Here is a 15,311-nt window from a genome sequence, read left to right on the forward strand (position 1 = left end):
GACCCCTAATAGGTTTCCCCTTTGGGGGATAGGGGGCTAATTATGTCAGATATCATCAGAGGAGGACAATTCCTTGTAAAAGAAACAAAATGCGAAGACATCTTCACACCAGAAGACTTCAATGAAGAACAAATTATGATGCGTGATTCGGTAATCGAATTCGTAGACAAAGAATTATGGCCAAACAAAGAGCGTTTCGAAAAGAAAGATTATGCACTTACAGAAGAAGTAATGCGTAAAGCGGGTGAACTTGGTTATTTAAGCGTTGCGGTTCCAGCTGCTTACGGTGGTATGGAAATGGGATTCATCAATACTGTTTTGGTTTGTGATTATATTTCGGGAGCAACAGGTTCGTTTTCAACTGCTTTTGGAGCGCACACTGGAATTGGAACAATGCCAATTACGTTATACGGAACAGAAGAACAAAAACAAAAATATGTACCAAAATTAGCCTCTGGCGAATGGTTTGGAGCTTACTGTTTAACAGAACCAGGAGCAGGATCTGATGCAAATTCAGGAAAAACAAAAGCAGTTCTTTCTGAAGATGGAACACATTATAAAATCACTGGAGGAAAAATGTGGATTTCAAATGCAGGTTTCTGTAATGTATTCATCGTTTTTGCTCGAATTGAAGATGACAAAAACATCACGGGTTTCATCGTTGAAAATGATCCATCAAACGGAATCTCGTTAGGAGATGAAGAACACAAATTAGGAATTCGTTCCTCTTCAACGCGTCAAGTTTTCTTTAACGAAACAAAAGTTCCAGTTGAAAACATGTTGGCTGGACGTGGTGAAGGTTTTAAAATTGCCATGAATGCTTTAAATGTTGGACGTATTAAATTAGCTGCTGCTTGTTTAGAAGCACAAAGAAGAACAATTTCTGGAGCTGTTCAATATGCTAACGAAAGAGTTCAGTTTAAAACTCCTATTTCAAGTTTTGGAGCAATTCAAGCTAAAATTGCTGAAATGACAACTAATGCATATGCTGGTGAAAGTGCAACGTATAGAGCGGCTGCAGATATTGAAAACAGAATTAATATTAGAGTAAGCGAAGGAAACTCGCACCAAGAAGCAGAATTAAAAGGTGTTGAAGAATTCGCAATCGAATGTTCTATCTTGAAAGTAGCCGTTTCTGAAGATGTTCAAGCATGTACAGATGAAGGAATTCAAATTTTTGGTGGAATGGGATTCTCAGAAGACGCTCCTATGGAAAGTGCTTGGAGAGATGCTCGTATCGCTAGAATTTACGAAGGAACTAACGAAATCAACAGAATGTTATCAGTTGGTATGTTAGTTAAAAAAGCAATGAAAGGTCACGTTGATTTATTAGGTCCAGCGATGGCTGTAGCTGAAGAGTTAATGGGAATTCCATCATTCGATGTTCCAGATTATTCAGAATTATTTGCTGAAGAAAAGGAAATGATTGCTAAATTGAAAAAAGTATTCTTAATGGTTGCGGGTGCTGCAGTTCAAAAATACGGAGCAGAATTAGAATCACACCAACAATTATTAATGGCGGCTTCTGATATCTTAATCGAAATTTACATGGCTGAAAGTACTATTCTTAGAACAGAGAAATTAGCTAAAAAAGAAGGCGAAGATAAAGTTCAGGAGCAAATTGCTATGGCAAAATTATACTTATATCATGCAGTAGATATCGTAAACCAAAAAGGAAAAGAAGGAATCGTTTCTTTTGCTGAAGGCGACGAACAACGTATGATGTTAATGGGATTAAAACGATTTACAAAATATACGAATATGCCAAATGTGGTAGCACTTCGTGAAAAAATTGCTGCAAAAATTATTAGCGAAAACAAATACGCTTTCTAATACAGCAATTAATTGGTTTAGTTTGTTTAAAAAAACCATTCGCCTTGGCGAATGGTTTTTTATTATTTTAAAATCTGAGCAGCATGTGCTTTTGTTTTTACATCCGAAATTACTTCTTCGATAATTCCGTTTTCATCAATTACAAAAGTGGTTCTGTGAATTCCATCATATTCTTTACCCATGAATTTCTTTGGTCCCCAAACGCCAAAAGCTTGAATCACTGATTTATCTTCATCGGCTAACAACGGGAAAGGTAACTCATATTTTTCAATAAACTTCGCTTGCGCTTTCGCACTATCAGCACTTACGCCTAACAAAGCATAATTATTCGCTTGAAAACGAGCATAATTATCTCTTAAATCGCAAGCTTCTGCTGTACAACCTGGCGTACTTGCCTTTGGATAAAAGAAGACTACTAGTTTTTTTCCTTTGTAATCAGCTAATGTATGAGTAGCTCCATTTTGGTCTAATCCTGAAAAATTAGGGGCTTTATCTCCTGCTTTTAATGTTGTCATTTATTTATAGTTTAAAAGGTTAAAAACTCATCTTTAAAAATGAATTTTGATATTGCGCTATTACTTTATAACTTTACGAATCAAATTTAGTTAAAAATGACCAAAAGCGAGAAGGTAACATTTGTTATAAATACGTTAAATGAATTATATCCTGAAATTCCAATTCCGTTAGACCATAAAGATCCCTACACTCTACTGATTGCCGTGTTACTTTCTGCACAATGTACTGATGTTCGCGTAAATCAAATTACGCCAATTTTATTTGCGAAAGCAGATAATCCGTTTGATATGCTAAAAATGAGTGTAGAAGAAATTAAAGAAATCATTCGCCCGTGCGGATTATCGCCTATGAAATCGAAAGGAATTCACGGTTTATCCGAAATTTTAATTGAAAAATATAATGGCGAAGTACCACAAAGTTTTGAAGCTTTAGAAGCCTTACCAGCTGTAGGGCACAAAACGGCGAGTGTAGTCATGAGTCAAGCTTTTGGAGTTCCGGCTTTTCCTGTAGATACACATATTCATCGATTGATGTATCGTTGGGGATTAACCAATGGTAAAAACGTACAACAAACCGAGAAAGATGCCAAAAGAATTTTTCCTAAAGAATGTTGGAACGACTTACACTTACAAATTATTTGGTACGGACGTGAGTATTCTCCAGCGCGTGGCTGGAATTTAGAAAAAGATATTATTACGAGAACAATTGGAAGAAAAAGTGTTATTAATGAAATTAAAAAATAAATGGCATCAAGAAGCATAAATCATATGATCTTTGCTGGTGTTTACCCACATTACATAAACAAGGCTGAGAAAAAGAATCGCACGAAAGTGGAAGTCGATGAAATTATTTGTTGGTTAACGGGTTACACACTAGAAAAACTTCAAAACCAAATAGACACAAAAGTAGATTTTGAAACTTTTTTTGAGCAAGCACCAAAATTAAACGAAAACGTTTCTAAAATTACAGGTGTTATTTGTGGTTATAGAATTGAAGAAATTGAGGATCCATTAATGAAAAAAGTACGTTATTTGGACAAACTAATTGACGAATTAGCTAAAGGAAAAACAATGGAAAAAATTTTACGAAAATAAAAAATGCCTCAAATCTCTTTGAGGCATTTTCCTTAATTAGCGATGATTTCAAAACTTGAATTTCCTACTTTGTGAATACTCAATGCTTTTGAATAATTGAGTAAAAACGAAATCGTTTCTTTTTTAGGTTTCATGTCTAGATTCGCTAATTTGTTTTTAGAGTAAAGTTTTGTCATTTATTACAATTTAGTTTATAAATAAACAACGAAAAAACTTTACTTTTAGTATTAATTAGTTAAAACAATTTGATTTTTTTCTATTATTTTTCTCAAATTCAACAAAGCGTATCGCATTCTACCTAAGGCTGTATTAATACTAACACCTGTTAAATCAGCTATTTCCTTAAAACTTAGATCTTGATACATACGCATTATTAAAACTTCTTTTTGATCTTGCGGAAGTTCATCTAATAACTTAGCTAAATCGGTTTCTACTTGTTCAGATATAATTTGTCCTTCAATATTCAAACTATTATCTGTCATGTAGTTGAAGATAGAATATTCTTCTGTCTCTCGTTGAAAGGGCATTTTCTTTGCTTTCCTAAAATGGTCTACTACCAAATTATGAGCAATACGCATTACCCAAGGCAAAAATTTTCCTTCTTCGTTATACGATTGTGATTTTAGTGTTTTAATTACTTTGATAAAGGTGTCTTGAAAAATATCGTCGGATAAATCTCTATCGTTCACTTTAGAATAAATAAATCCGAAGATTTTGGATTGATGTCTTTCAATCAATGAAGCCAAAGCAGACTCATCTCCGCTTAAATAATTCTTCACCAAAACTGCATCAGGAAGTACAAGATTAGCCATAATAATACCTTTTAGTCAATTAAAGTCGGGTTCTAAAAGTATTTTTACTATATAGGCAATCGTTTTTTGTGATTAATAAACCAAATTTAACATAAAATTTAATTAAAAAACAAACTTTACTAGCAATTTTAACATTTTAATTAAAAGAAAAAAACAAATAGTACGTTTAACACATCAAAATTTAATATTTATAGAGTATAAGATTGAGTTATGTCTATTATTCTTTTGAATTGTTTTTATTCTTATCCTGTTGTAACATCCATTCATAAATTTCGGGATTATTATAAACTCGTGTCCAACTATCATGATTAGCATCTTCAAAAATTTCTAATTTTATATCGTTATGGCAGTCTTTTAATTTATCATAAATGGCAATAGCATAATTTACACTTACCACATCATCTTGTTGACCATGATAAATCCTTATTGGGATGTTTTTAATTTTACAATTTTCAACCATTGGTACCCTATCAACAAATCCTGCAATTGGAACCATTGCAGCAAATAAATCTGGGTGTTCAAAAACTAAATTCCATGCACCCCACGCTCCCATACTTAAACCAGTTAAATATATTTTTGAACTATTAATTTTATTTTCTTGAATTATCTTTTGAATTAATAAAAATAATTGTTCTGAATCCCAATATTTATCTTGAGGACATTGAGGAACTAAAATATATGCATCAAGTTTATTCGTTTTAATATAATTTAGTGGTCCATGAATACTTAGTTTATTCAAATCTGTTCCTCTTTCTCCTGATCCATGTAAAAAAACAATTAATGGTTTTAAATCATTGGTATTTTGAGGTTTAGATAAAATGTAATTCAAAGAAAAATCATTACATATTTTATCTTTAATAAAACTCCTTGACTCAGTTTGTCCGTAAAAAGTGTTTATTATCACAAAAAATATTAATGTTACTTTTTTCATTTACTATGGATTTACTTGATTATATATTTCACAGATTCTGTACTTAATTTCCAATCATCGGTTCTAAATGGAGCAGCTGGAAATCCTTCTTGATTAAATAGATTACATTCTGATGCATCGCCCATCCAACCAAATCGAACTGCAACAACATGATTTACTTTATCACAAGTTAAAACAACTTTATTGTCTTCTATAACAGCTTTTGCAAAACGAAAAACTTTATCTGCTCCGGCAACTTCAAAACCTTTTATATAACCATATTTATCGATTGTCATTAATCCCGAACCTACATTGTCAAAAGTCAAAATTGCTTTTCCGTCTTTATTTTCAAATGATTTGAAGGTTGGTCCCAAAAAACTAACCGATTTCTGATTGTATGTATTGTGTAAAGCTACAGCCGCCAAACGTTTTCCAACATCTTGTTTATTAGTTGGATGAATATCATACGGATTAGTAACCAAATCAGTCGTAACAATCATTCCAGTATTTTTCAGTTTTAAAGTATTGGTTTGCGCTTCTCTAATTTCAGCCCAAGCACAACCTTCGTTACTATTTCCTTTTGTTGCAAAACTTGCCAATTGAACAAAATAAAACGGAAAATCAGAATTGAATTTTTTGCGCCAATCTTCAATCAACAATGGAAACGCTTTTTTGTATTGATATGCTCTTGGTTCATTACTTTCTCCTTGATACCAAATGACACCTTTAAAAGCAAAAGGAATAAGCGGATTGATCATTGCATTGTAACACAACGACGGAAATTCGTTTTGGTTAACATTATCTAAAATAGATTCTACTTGAAATTTCCAATCACCACTTAAAGGAATTTCTTCTTTATCTGTTATAATTTTTAAAGCTTTACTATCGCCATGCATACCTCCGCCAGCACCTGTATCAGTAATTCTAACGGCAATTATATTATCACCAACGTTCAGAATTTCTGTTGGAATAATATAACTTCTTTTAGCGTCCCAACCGTTAGTTTTTCCAACTTTTACACCATTTACATAGGTTTCATCATTATCATCAATTGCAGGAATTTCTAAAACCGCTGATTTCACTTTTTCCGTTAATGTAAAGTGTTTTCTAAGCCAAACCACGCCGTCAAAATTGCCAAGAATTTGTTCTTCCCAAGGTTGCGGTTGGTTCAACGTTAACCATTGGCTATCTTCAAAATTCAAATCTCTGTAAAAAGGAACTTTATCTGTTGTAAATTTTGTTTTTTGAATGGCTTCAATTCTTTTTTTAGCCAATATCATTTTGCTTTCTAACAACGAATCGATATTTACTTTTGGCATTTGAGCAATCATTTCTTTGAATTCATCGCTGCTTTCAAAACCTTCTCTGCTAATCCAAGTTTCAATATTGGTTCCGCCCCAAGTAGCATTAATTAAACCTATAGGAATATTTAATTTTTGCGTTATTTCTTTGGCATAAAAATAACCAACAGCTGTAAATTCGGCTACTGTATTAGGTGAACAAACTTGCCAAGTGGTATTTTTAAAACTCGAACTTGGAATCGAATTGATTTCGTTAGGAATATTAATATGACGAATCGTAGGAAAATTTGCCTCTGCGATTTCATTCTTTGCATTATTTGACTGTTCAACCGTCCATTCCATATTGGATTGTCCAGAACAAAGCCAAACATCTCCCACTAAAATGTTGCTGATTGTGATTAGACTGCTTCCTTGAATAGTCAAAACATAAGGTCCGCCAGTAGATTCATTATTCAAATAAACCGTCCATTTACCATCTTTATTGGTTTTAACTTTTTTAGTTTGATGATGAAACTTTACCGTAACCGTTTGGTTTGGTTTATCTAATCCCCAAACTGGAATTTTTGCATTGCGTTGTAGCACCATATTATCCGAAAAAATGGAAGCTACAGAAGTTTGCGCTTTTGCTATTACTGTGGAAAGCAATAAAACGATAAGGCTATATTTTAATTTCATTTATTGTACTAATTCAAAATTACTTATTAATCGAATATCTTCAGAAGAGGAACCAATCATCAAATCAAATTCACCAGCTTCTGTAATGTATTCAAGTTTATCGTTATAAAAAGAAAGTTTGCTTTTATCTATAATAAATGTAATAGTTTTAGTTTCTCCTACAGCTAACTTTACTTTTTCGAAATCTTTTAATTCTTTTATTGGTCGCACCACACAACCAACTTTGTCACGAAGATACAACTGAACTACTTCTTCTCCTTCAAATTTTCCAGAATTCGTAAGTTTGAAAGTTACTTCAATAGTTTCGGAACTTTTAATTTTTTGAGTAGACAATTTTAAATCTGAATATTGAAAAGTTGTATAACTCAATCCAAAACCAAACGGAAACTGAGGTGAATTTGGTAAATCTATATAAGTTGATTTATAAACTTTATCTTCATTAATTGATGGTCTTCCCGTATTGAAATGATTGTAATAAATTGGGATTTGACCTTCAGTTCTTGGAAAAGTCATTGGTAATTTCCCAGATGGGTTATAATCCCCAAAAAGAACATCGGCAATAGCATTTCCAGCTTCAGAACCCAACCACCACGTATAAACAATGGTAGGCATATTTTCTGCTGTCCAATTAAATACTAACGGACGTCCTGCATTTATAAGAATAACAATAGGTTTACCTGTTATTTGCAATTCTTTGATTAAATCTTCCTGAACTCCAGGCAGTTGAATAGTACTTCTACTTTTAGCTTCACCACTCATATTGAAAGCTTCACCAATACTAAGAATCACCACATCTGCTTTTTTAGCTACTGCAATAGCTTCTTTAAAACCCGATTTATCAGTACCTTCTACGGAACATCCTTTTGCGTAAAGTAGTTTTGTATTTTTACCTACTTTTCGTTGCAAACCTTCCCATTGCGAAACAATATAAGTAGAATCAACATCTTTTAAATTAATAGCCCAAAAGCCATGATTGATTCGCTTAGGTTTTACCATTGGACCAATAAAAGCAATGGTTTTGGTATCTTTAGAAAGCGGTAATATGTTTTTGTCATTCTTTAATAATACGATACTTTTTGAAGCAACTTCTCTTGCTGCTTTAGTATGTTCAAGATTAGTAAGAGCTGCTTTTTGACGTTCAGGATTTGAAAATTTAAAAGGATCATCGAATAAGCCTAATTCAAATTTTTTATATAAAATACGTCTCACCGCATCATCGATAACATCAATTGAGATTTTATTCTCCTTAACTAACTCTGCTAAATTGTTACGATATGCATTACTTTCCATGTCCATATCCGAACCTGCTGTTATTGCTTGAAAAGCAGCTTCCTTACTATCTTTAGAATATCCGTGAGCAATCATCTCACCAATAGAACCCCAATCTGAAACTACAAAACCTTTAAAGTTCCATTTTCCTTTTAAAATGTCTCTTTGTAAGTAGGTATTTCCTGTAGCAGGAATTCCGTTTAAATCGTTGAATGAATTCATAAAAGTAGCTGCTCCGGCATCCAAAGCGGCTTTAAAAGGAGGTAAATAAGTTTCCCATAGCATTCTATAACTCATATCTACAGAATTATAATCTCTTCCTCCAACCGCAGCTCCATAAGCAGCAAAATGTTTTACGCATGCCATAACTGCGTCAGTATCCCCAATATTATTTCCTTGAAAACCTTTAACACGCGCATACGCTATTTTTGAACCCAAATAAGTATCCTCTCCTGCTCCTTCCATTACTCTACCCCATCTTGGATCTCTACTGATATCAACCATTGGTGCAAATGTCCAATGTATACCTGAAGCAGATGTTTCAACCGCAGCAACTCGTGCACTTAATTCAATAGCCTCTAAATCCCAACTTGCCGCTTCTGCCAAAGGAATAGGAAAAGTTGTTTTATATCCATGAACTACATCTAAACCAAAAAGTAATGGAATTTTTAAACGCGATTGCATAGCAAGCTCTTGAAATTGTTGAGTATGTTCAACAGATTTAACATTAAGCATAGAGCCTAACTGTCCGTTTTTAATTTCGCTTTGTTTATTTGGATTTATTGTAATTGGACCTGTTGCTTCACTATCTCCAGAATATTGATTAAGTTGACCTATCTTTTCTTCCAAAGTCATCTTTTGTAATAATTCTTTTACTTTTCTATCTATCTCGTTTTGTTGAGAATAAATTGAAGTAAAACAAAACAGTAAAACAAATATTAGGGCTATTTTTTTCATTTTAATGAATAATGGTTTGAATTGCTTTTGGTAAAATAATAATTTCAGTGGCTTTAGTACCTACACATAAAAGGTAATTGACTTGTTTGTCACTTTCATTCATAACAACTGTAACCATTTTGCCGTCAGGATTTAAAAATGAAGTTGTCAATAAACCACTTCTACTTGCCGAACTACTTATACGTTTCGCACCTTTTTTAATGAATTTTGAAAAATGACCAATAAAATAATATGAAGGTGTATAAATTAATTCACCTGTTTGTAAATCCGCATGAACTGGTGCAAAACAGAAATTCTTTACGTGATTAGGACCACCATTTTCGTCTAATAAAATATTCCAATCAGTCCAACCCACAGTTCCATTATTGAAATCGTTAATCATAGATTTTCCGTAACGTTCTCCATTAACCCATAAATGATATTTAGCAGCATCAAATTTTTCAACACAACCTTCTGTGAAAAATATGTTTTTATCAGGATACATTTCGTTTACAATACCAACATTTTGATACATTTGTTCTCCTCCACTCCAGTTTTCATACCAATGAAATCCAACACCCCAAACATATTTACTCGCTTCTTTATCATCTAAAACTGTACTTGCTCTTTGCGTTATTAAATCTCTGTTATGATCCCAAATAGTGATTTTTTTATCTCCAAAACCCGCTTTTTTAAGTGTTGGTCCTAAGTAATTTTTCAAAAAATCTCGCTCTTCTTCTGCAGTATATATACACGATTCCCAAATTTGAGTCGCCATAGGTTCGTTTTGAACGGTTAATCCCCAAACTGGCAAACCTTCTTTTTGAAGAGCATCAATATATTTCACATAATAATTAGCCCAAGATTGATAATATTGAGGCAATAACTTTCCGCCTCGTAACATATTATTGCTGTCTTTCATAAAAGCTGGTGGCGACCACGGACTGATATAAAATGAAGCTTTAGAACCTATTAAATTCATTGCTTTTTTAAGCATTGGAATTTTGAATCTCTTATCGATAGAAATATCAAAAGAATTCAAATCTTTATCACCATCTTGTACATAGGTATAACTTGCCGAACTGAAATCGCAGCTATTCATATTTGTTCTAAGAACAGAATATCCAATTCCATCTTTTTCACTGAAATATGCATTTAAAAACTCTTGTTGCTTTTCTGGTGAAAGTTTAGCAAATACTTCTGCTGAAGCATCTGTAATTGCTCCTCCAATTCCTAGAAATGTTTGAAATTCTTTATTTGGATTAACAAAAACACAAGTTTGCGTTTCTAAAGGTTGATTTACTTCCTTAACCGTATATTGATTATTTGATTTCGATAATCTCAGATTGGTTCCATTTGCAGAAGTATAGACTTCTATTGTATTAGGGTTACTTGTATTAGTTTCTTTAGATGATGAACAACCTATTGCCATCAAAGCACTAAAAAGTAAAATCATTATTTTATTCATGATCTTATTTTGTTAAAAAACATAAGTTGCAACTGTTGCTCCGTCAAGAGAAGTTGTAACCCATTTTCCGTTTATTTTTATATTAAAATTTTCCGTTGAAGTATTTTCATTTAAAACAATAATAACTGTTTTTCCTGTTGGTGTTTTAAACGTTACGTTAGGTAAATTTGGTAACTGATTTGAAGCTATTCGTACTGAATTCATTGGAACAAACTTTGAAGCTTGCGCAATAATATAATAGCCTACATTTCTTTTATAAGTCTCACTATTTTCAATAGTTAATGCGCCTTTACATTGTGTACAACCACCTGGCGTATGAGGCTCAAAATTGCTATCATTAGCTACATTCCATTCTAATGCAATTTTACTCCAATTGAGCATGGAACCAATAATAACATTTTTAGTATGCCAAATTAAATCGCCTGAAAAAGTACCTTCAGAACCTGTCCATTGCTCGGTGAAGTACAAATTTTTATTAGGATGAGTATTATGAACAACACTTAATGCCGAAATATCGCCTTCGTAAAGATGAAAAGCAGATCCGTCAACAAAAGGATTTGCCATTGGATCATTTAAAACTTCCAAAGGATATTCTGGCTTGTTGCAATTGTGATCGTAAGCAATAATCTTTGCTTTGATTTTCGCATTTTTGAAAGCAGGACCCAAATGATTTTTGATAAAATCGGTTTGTTCAGAAGCCGTCATGCTTAAACTCGGATTATTACCTGGATGCAAAGGTTCGTTTTGAGGCGTAATTGCATCAATAGTAATTCCTTTCAATTGCATTTGTTGGATGTACTTTACAAAATACTGCGCATAAACGCTATAATATTTCGGTTGTAATTTTCCACCAATACTGCTATTGTTGTCTTTCATCCAAATGGGTGGCGACCAAGGTGTTGCGATAATTTTAATGTTTGGATTTATTGCTAAAATATCTTGTAACATTTTGATTAAATCATTGTTAGCTTCCAAACTAAATTTTGACAATGTAATATCCGTTTCTCCTGCAGGAACATCATCATATGAAAAAACAGTTCCATCTAAATCAGAGGCGCCAATACTCAATCTTAAATAACTAACTGTAATGGAATTGACTGAATTTCCAAAAAGTTCTTGTAGCAATTGCTTTCTTTTCTCAGGGGCTAATTTATTGATAACTTCTACACTACCACCCGTTAAAGTATATCCAAAACCGTCAATACTCTGAAAGGTTTTAGAAGGATCAATTTCAATACTAGGATAGGTATTATCACTGGTATTGAATCTTAAATTTATTTCTTGTCTTTGCAATTTTACTGATTCATCAGCTTTTGTAATCCAAACTTCAACATTACCTTCTTTTTCAAAAATAGCTGATTGCCCAGAACATGAAACTAAAAAAGCAATCAATAAAATGCACGAAAACAATACTAGATTTTTTTTCATTATATGATAATTAATTCAATGTAAATAAAATATTTACATGAAGTTTTCTCTCTTATTCAATAGCTTATAATCTTAACTAAACATAGCTTGATTATGATAAAATAATATAAAATCCACTAATGAAAACTTCAATTTGGATAGTTTCTCAAAAAGAGTTTTCATTAATGGATTAAAAATATCAAAAATTAGTACCCAGGATTTTGCGTTAGCAATGGGTTGGCATCTAATTTATCTTGTGGAATAGGCCACAAAAGACGATTTTGATTAATATTTGAAGCTGTTGGAATAACCACTCCATTTCCATCTCTTTGTTGAGATAAAATTTCAACGGCTTTACCCATTCTCTTTAAATCAAACCAACGATCACCTTCAAAAGCTAATTCCATCAATCTTTCTTCAAGTACTTTATTAATTGCTTCTACTTGATCAGTAGCGGTAATTGTAGAAATTCCTGCTCTAGTTCTTACTTGATTCACTAATGCCATAGCACCTGAAACATCTCCTAAACTAGCTAAAGCCTCAGCTTTTAATAATAAAATATCGGCTAAACGAGCAATATAGAAATTTTGATTTCCATTAGTATCTCTCATTTTATAAGCAAAAGGATAATTTGTTGAAGACCAATAATTATCTGCCCAACCAACATTATCAGTAGTAATCGTTGAAGCTCTTCTTTGAGTATCTCCGTTGTTTATAAATGCTTGAACCAAATTGTGTGAAGGAGCATTAAATTTTTTCCAATCAGTTCCTAAGAACATAAATGTATTCCAAGCACCAATTGGACTTCCCCAACCATCTCCATTAACTTCCCAAATAGATTCATTATTACCTTCGTGAGCACTATCAAAAAGGTGATCAAATGTTGGCATTAGTGTATAACCTCCCCCAATTACTTCATCACAATATTGAATTGTTTTATTCCAATCAGGATTTGGCATTGTTGCATACACTTTAGCCAAAAGTGCTTTAGCTCCCATTTTGTTTGCTTTAAATTTATTAGAACCATCAGGAGCTTTCTCGATAGCAACTAAACAGTCATAAATAATTTGGTCGTAAACTTCAGCTATAGGTTTTCTTACTGGAAATAATTCATTAAAAGCCTCTTCAAAATTACTACTTGAAATTGAAAAAATAGCTGTAGTTGCTATAGGACAATCTCCCCATAATTGAGCAGCTTGAAAATGGTTTAAAGCTCTAATTAAAGATGCTTCTCCAACCATTTCATCTTTACGTGTTTGACTTAAATCTGATGCCTGATCAACATAATTTATAACAATATTACATGTATTTATGTTATTATAAATATCATTCCAATCGCCTCTCATTTGAGAATTAGTAGATAACATTTGGTAAGCTTCATATTGGAAAATTGCAGGATTATCTGCTCCAATGTAAGCATTATCAGATTGACCGTCTCCAGCTAATAAAAAGTCTAATTGCCAATATCCAGAACCAAAAGTTCCATAAACCGCATTCATTCTTGATTCTGCAGCTGCTGCATCTTCAATTACAATTCCGTTATTTAAAGAAGTTGCTTCTTCTGTAATAGGTTCTGTATCTAAATAATCTGAACATGAAGATAAAAACAATACCATTAAAAAGGTAAGTGCTTTTAAATAATTTTTTTGTGATTTCATAATTATATAGTATTTAAATATTAAAAGTTTGCTTTAAGTCCAAAAATGAATGTTTTAACCTGAGGATATGTTCCTAAATCAATTCCTTGTCCAATTCCTGTTGCGTTGTTAAATGCACCTACTTCTGGATCGAAACCTTTATAATTTGTTATTGTATATAAATTTTGTCCAGTTACATATAATTTTACAGAATCCAATTTTAAACTTTCCATTTTAAATTGGTATCCTAAAGTAACTGCTTTCAATCTTACATATGATCCATCTTCTACATATCTATCAGAAACATGCAATGCATTTGGATCGTTAGCTCTAGGAACATCTGTAATTTGTCCTGGAGTAGTCCATCTATTTAAAACCTCTGTAGATTGATTATTATAATTATTCATCAAAGTTAAATCCATTCTAGATGCGTTAAAAATATCTCCACCTTGAGAACCTGTAATTAAAGCATCAAGTGTAAAACCTTTGTAACTAAAATTATTACCAAATCCAAAAGTATAATCTGGATTAGGATTTCCAATTATTGTTCTATCATCAGTAGAAATTTGTCCATCACCATTAATATCTTTATACATTAATGAACCTGTAGCAGGGTCTACCCCATCAACTTTATAACCATAGAAACTTCCCAATGGAATACCTTCAGCTAATAAAATAGGACTTTCTCCTACAGAAGTTAAATTTTGGAAAGACATTCTTTTAAGTAATCCTAAAGCTATTACTTCGTTTTTGTTGAAAGAAATATTAAAATTTGAGTTCCATTTAAAATCACCTGTTAAATTTTTTGTGTTTAAACTTAACTCTAAACCTTTATTTTCTACTTCACCAGCATTGTAATAATATGGTTTTGTGAAACCTGGGAAGTAAATAATTTGCAATAAATCTTTAGTATTCTTTTTATAAATATCAGCAGTAAATTTTACTCTATTATCATAAAATCCTAAATCTACACCAAAGTTAATATCAGTTGTTGTTTCCCATTTTAAATCTGGATTACCGATTTGATCTAATGTTGTAGAATTAGTTAAAGGATTTGTATAATTTAAATCGAAACTAGAATATGCTGGTAAACCAGATAAATTACCTGTTTTTCCCCAACCTGCTCTAAATTTCAACTCACTAATTGTTGTAACATTTTTTAAGAAATCTTCATTAGACACAATCCATGCTGCTGATACACCTGGGAAAAATCCCCATTTATTTCCAGGAGCTAATTGTGACGCACCACTTTCTCTAAATACCCCATTAAAAATATACTTGTTATTCAAAGAATATGTTACTCTACCAAAATAAGATAAGCTTCTTACTTTGTTTTCTCTATATTCATAAGCTTGATTAGTTGCAGCAGCGTAATCATAATGTCTTTGATTTATATCGAAACCAGTTCCTGAATTTGCATCTCTATAATAATTATTACTTTGCATTGAAAAAC

General features: G+C 32.3%; 13 protein-coding genes. 3 read left to right on the top strand and 10 right to left on the bottom strand.

The genetic code is table 11. The features are described 5' to 3' along the window. Positions 1-42: 42 nt before the first annotated feature. Complete coding sequence (locus B4I81_RS09400; RefSeq protein ID WP_291109993.1) at positions 43-1,833, top strand: acyl-CoA dehydrogenase family protein; 1,791 nt, start codon at positions 43-45, stop codon at positions 1,831-1,833. Between the two features lie 62 nt (positions 1,834-1,895). On the opposite strand, the gene bcp is transcribed toward B4I81_RS09400, so the two are convergent. After that, the gene (gene bcp / locus B4I81_RS09405) at positions 1,896-2,348 is read right to left on the bottom strand and encodes a thioredoxin-dependent thiol peroxidase (protein ID WP_291109995.1); all 453 of its coding nucleotides are present in this window, start codon (positions 2,346-2,348) and stop codon (positions 1,896-1,898) included. A 96-nt stretch (positions 2,349-2,444) separates the two neighbouring features. On the opposite strand from bcp, the gene B4I81_RS09410 reads away from it, so the two are divergent. Both B4I81_RS09410 and B4I81_RS09415 read left to right on the top strand, forming a co-directional pair. Next, entirely contained in the window at positions 2,445-3,092 is a 648-nt protein-coding gene (locus tag B4I81_RS09410) for an endonuclease III domain-containing protein (protein ID WP_291109998.1), read from the top strand. Beyond that, positions 3,093-3,443, top strand: coding sequence for a DUF2200 domain-containing protein (locus B4I81_RS09415; RefSeq protein ID WP_291110000.1), 351 nt, complete (start codon positions 3,093-3,095; stop codon positions 3,441-3,443). It abuts the gene before it with no gap. Between the two features lie 32 nt (positions 3,444-3,475). On the opposite strand, the gene B4I81_RS09420 is transcribed toward B4I81_RS09415, so the two are convergent. The 9 genes from B4I81_RS09420 to B4I81_RS09460 form a co-directional block, all read right to left on the bottom strand. After that, positions 3,476-3,619, bottom strand: a complete 144-nt coding sequence (locus tag B4I81_RS09420) for a hypothetical protein (protein ID WP_291110002.1) — start codon at positions 3,617-3,619, stop codon at positions 3,476-3,478. Positions 3,620-3,670: 51 nt separating this feature from the next. After that, positions 3,671-4,255 (bottom strand): RNA polymerase sigma factor, encoded by a 585-nt coding sequence (locus B4I81_RS09425; RefSeq protein WP_291110004.1) that lies wholly within the window; start codon positions 4,253-4,255, stop codon positions 3,671-3,673. A gap of 217 nt (positions 4,256-4,472) precedes the next feature. Further along, a complete protein-coding gene (locus tag B4I81_RS09430; protein ID WP_291110006.1) occupies positions 4,473-5,186 on the bottom strand; it encodes a prolyl oligopeptidase family serine peptidase in 714 nt (237 codons plus the stop codon). Positions 5,187-5,197: 11 nt separating this feature from the next. Then, positions 5,198-7,141: a sialate O-acetylesterase gene (locus B4I81_RS09435; protein ID WP_291110008.1), complete on the bottom strand. Its 1,944-nt coding sequence runs from the start codon at positions 7,139-7,141 to the stop codon at positions 5,198-5,200. After that, entirely contained in the window at positions 7,142-9,367 is a 2,226-nt protein-coding gene (locus B4I81_RS09440) for a glycoside hydrolase family 3 N-terminal domain-containing protein (RefSeq protein WP_291110010.1), read from the bottom strand. A gap of 1 nt (position 9,368) precedes the next feature. Beyond that, entirely contained in the window at positions 9,369-10,814 is a 1,446-nt protein-coding gene (locus B4I81_RS09445) for a glycoside hydrolase family 30 protein (RefSeq protein WP_414655098.1), read from the bottom strand. A 12-nt stretch (positions 10,815-10,826) separates the two neighbouring features. Next, complete coding sequence (locus B4I81_RS09450) at positions 10,827-12,242, bottom strand: glycoside hydrolase family 30 protein (protein WP_291110013.1); 1,416 nt, start codon at positions 12,240-12,242, stop codon at positions 10,827-10,829. Between the two features lie 185 nt (positions 12,243-12,427). Beyond that, positions 12,428-13,879 (bottom strand): RagB/SusD family nutrient uptake outer membrane protein, encoded by a 1,452-nt coding sequence (locus B4I81_RS09455; RefSeq protein ID WP_291110016.1) that lies wholly within the window; start codon positions 13,877-13,879, stop codon positions 12,428-12,430. 20 nt (positions 13,880-13,899) lie between these two features. Further along, a partial coding sequence (locus B4I81_RS09460; RefSeq protein ID WP_291110018.1) for a SusC/RagA family TonB-linked outer membrane protein occupies positions 13,900-15,311 on the bottom strand: 1,412 nt, incomplete at its 5' end.

Origin of the sequence: Flavobacterium sp. UBA6195, assembly GCF_002422095.1 — a bacterium.
GTDB lineage: Bacteria > Bacteroidota > Bacteroidia > Flavobacteriales > Flavobacteriaceae > Flavobacterium.

Bases quoted from the DNA above. Each gene is read 5' to 3' on its own strand.
- B4I81_RS09400 (WP_291109993.1), top strand. From the start codon at position 43: ATGTCAGATATCATCAGAGGAGGACAATTCCTTGTAAAAGAAACAAAA.
- B4I81_RS09415 (WP_291110000.1), top strand. From the start codon at position 3,093: ATGGCATCAAGAAGCATAAATCATATGATCTTTGCTGGTGTTTACCCA.
- B4I81_RS09410 (WP_291109998.1), top strand. From the start codon at position 2,445: ATGACCAAAAGCGAGAAGGTAACATTTGTTATAAATACGTTAAATGAA.
- B4I81_RS09440 (WP_291110010.1), bottom strand. From the start codon at position 9,367: ATGAAAAAAATAGCCCTAATATTTGTTTTACTGTTTTGTTTTACTTCA.
- B4I81_RS09445 (WP_414655098.1), bottom strand. From the start codon at position 10,814: ATGAATAAAATAATGATTTTACTTTTTAGTGCTTTGATGGCAATAGGT.
- B4I81_RS09435 (WP_291110008.1), bottom strand. From the start codon at position 7,141: ATGAAATTAAAATATAGCCTTATCGTTTTATTGCTTTCCACAGTAATA.
- bcp (WP_291109995.1), bottom strand. From the start codon at position 2,348: ATGACAACATTAAAAGCAGGAGATAAAGCCCCTAATTTTTCAGGATTA.
- B4I81_RS09430 (WP_291110006.1), bottom strand. From the start codon at position 5,186: ATGAAAAAAGTAACATTAATATTTTTTGTGATAATAAACACTTTTTAC.
- B4I81_RS09450 (WP_291110013.1), bottom strand. From the start codon at position 12,242: ATGAAAAAAAATCTAGTATTGTTTTCGTGCATTTTATTGATTGCTTTT.
- B4I81_RS09420 (WP_291110002.1), bottom strand. From the start codon at position 3,619: ATGACAAAACTTTACTCTAAAAACAAATTAGCGAATCTAGACATGAAA.
- B4I81_RS09455 (WP_291110016.1), bottom strand. From the start codon at position 13,879: ATGAAATCACAAAAAAATTATTTAAAAGCACTTACCTTTTTAATGGTA.
- B4I81_RS09425 (WP_291110004.1), bottom strand. From the start codon at position 4,255: ATGGCTAATCTTGTACTTCCTGATGCAGTTTTGGTGAAGAATTATTTA.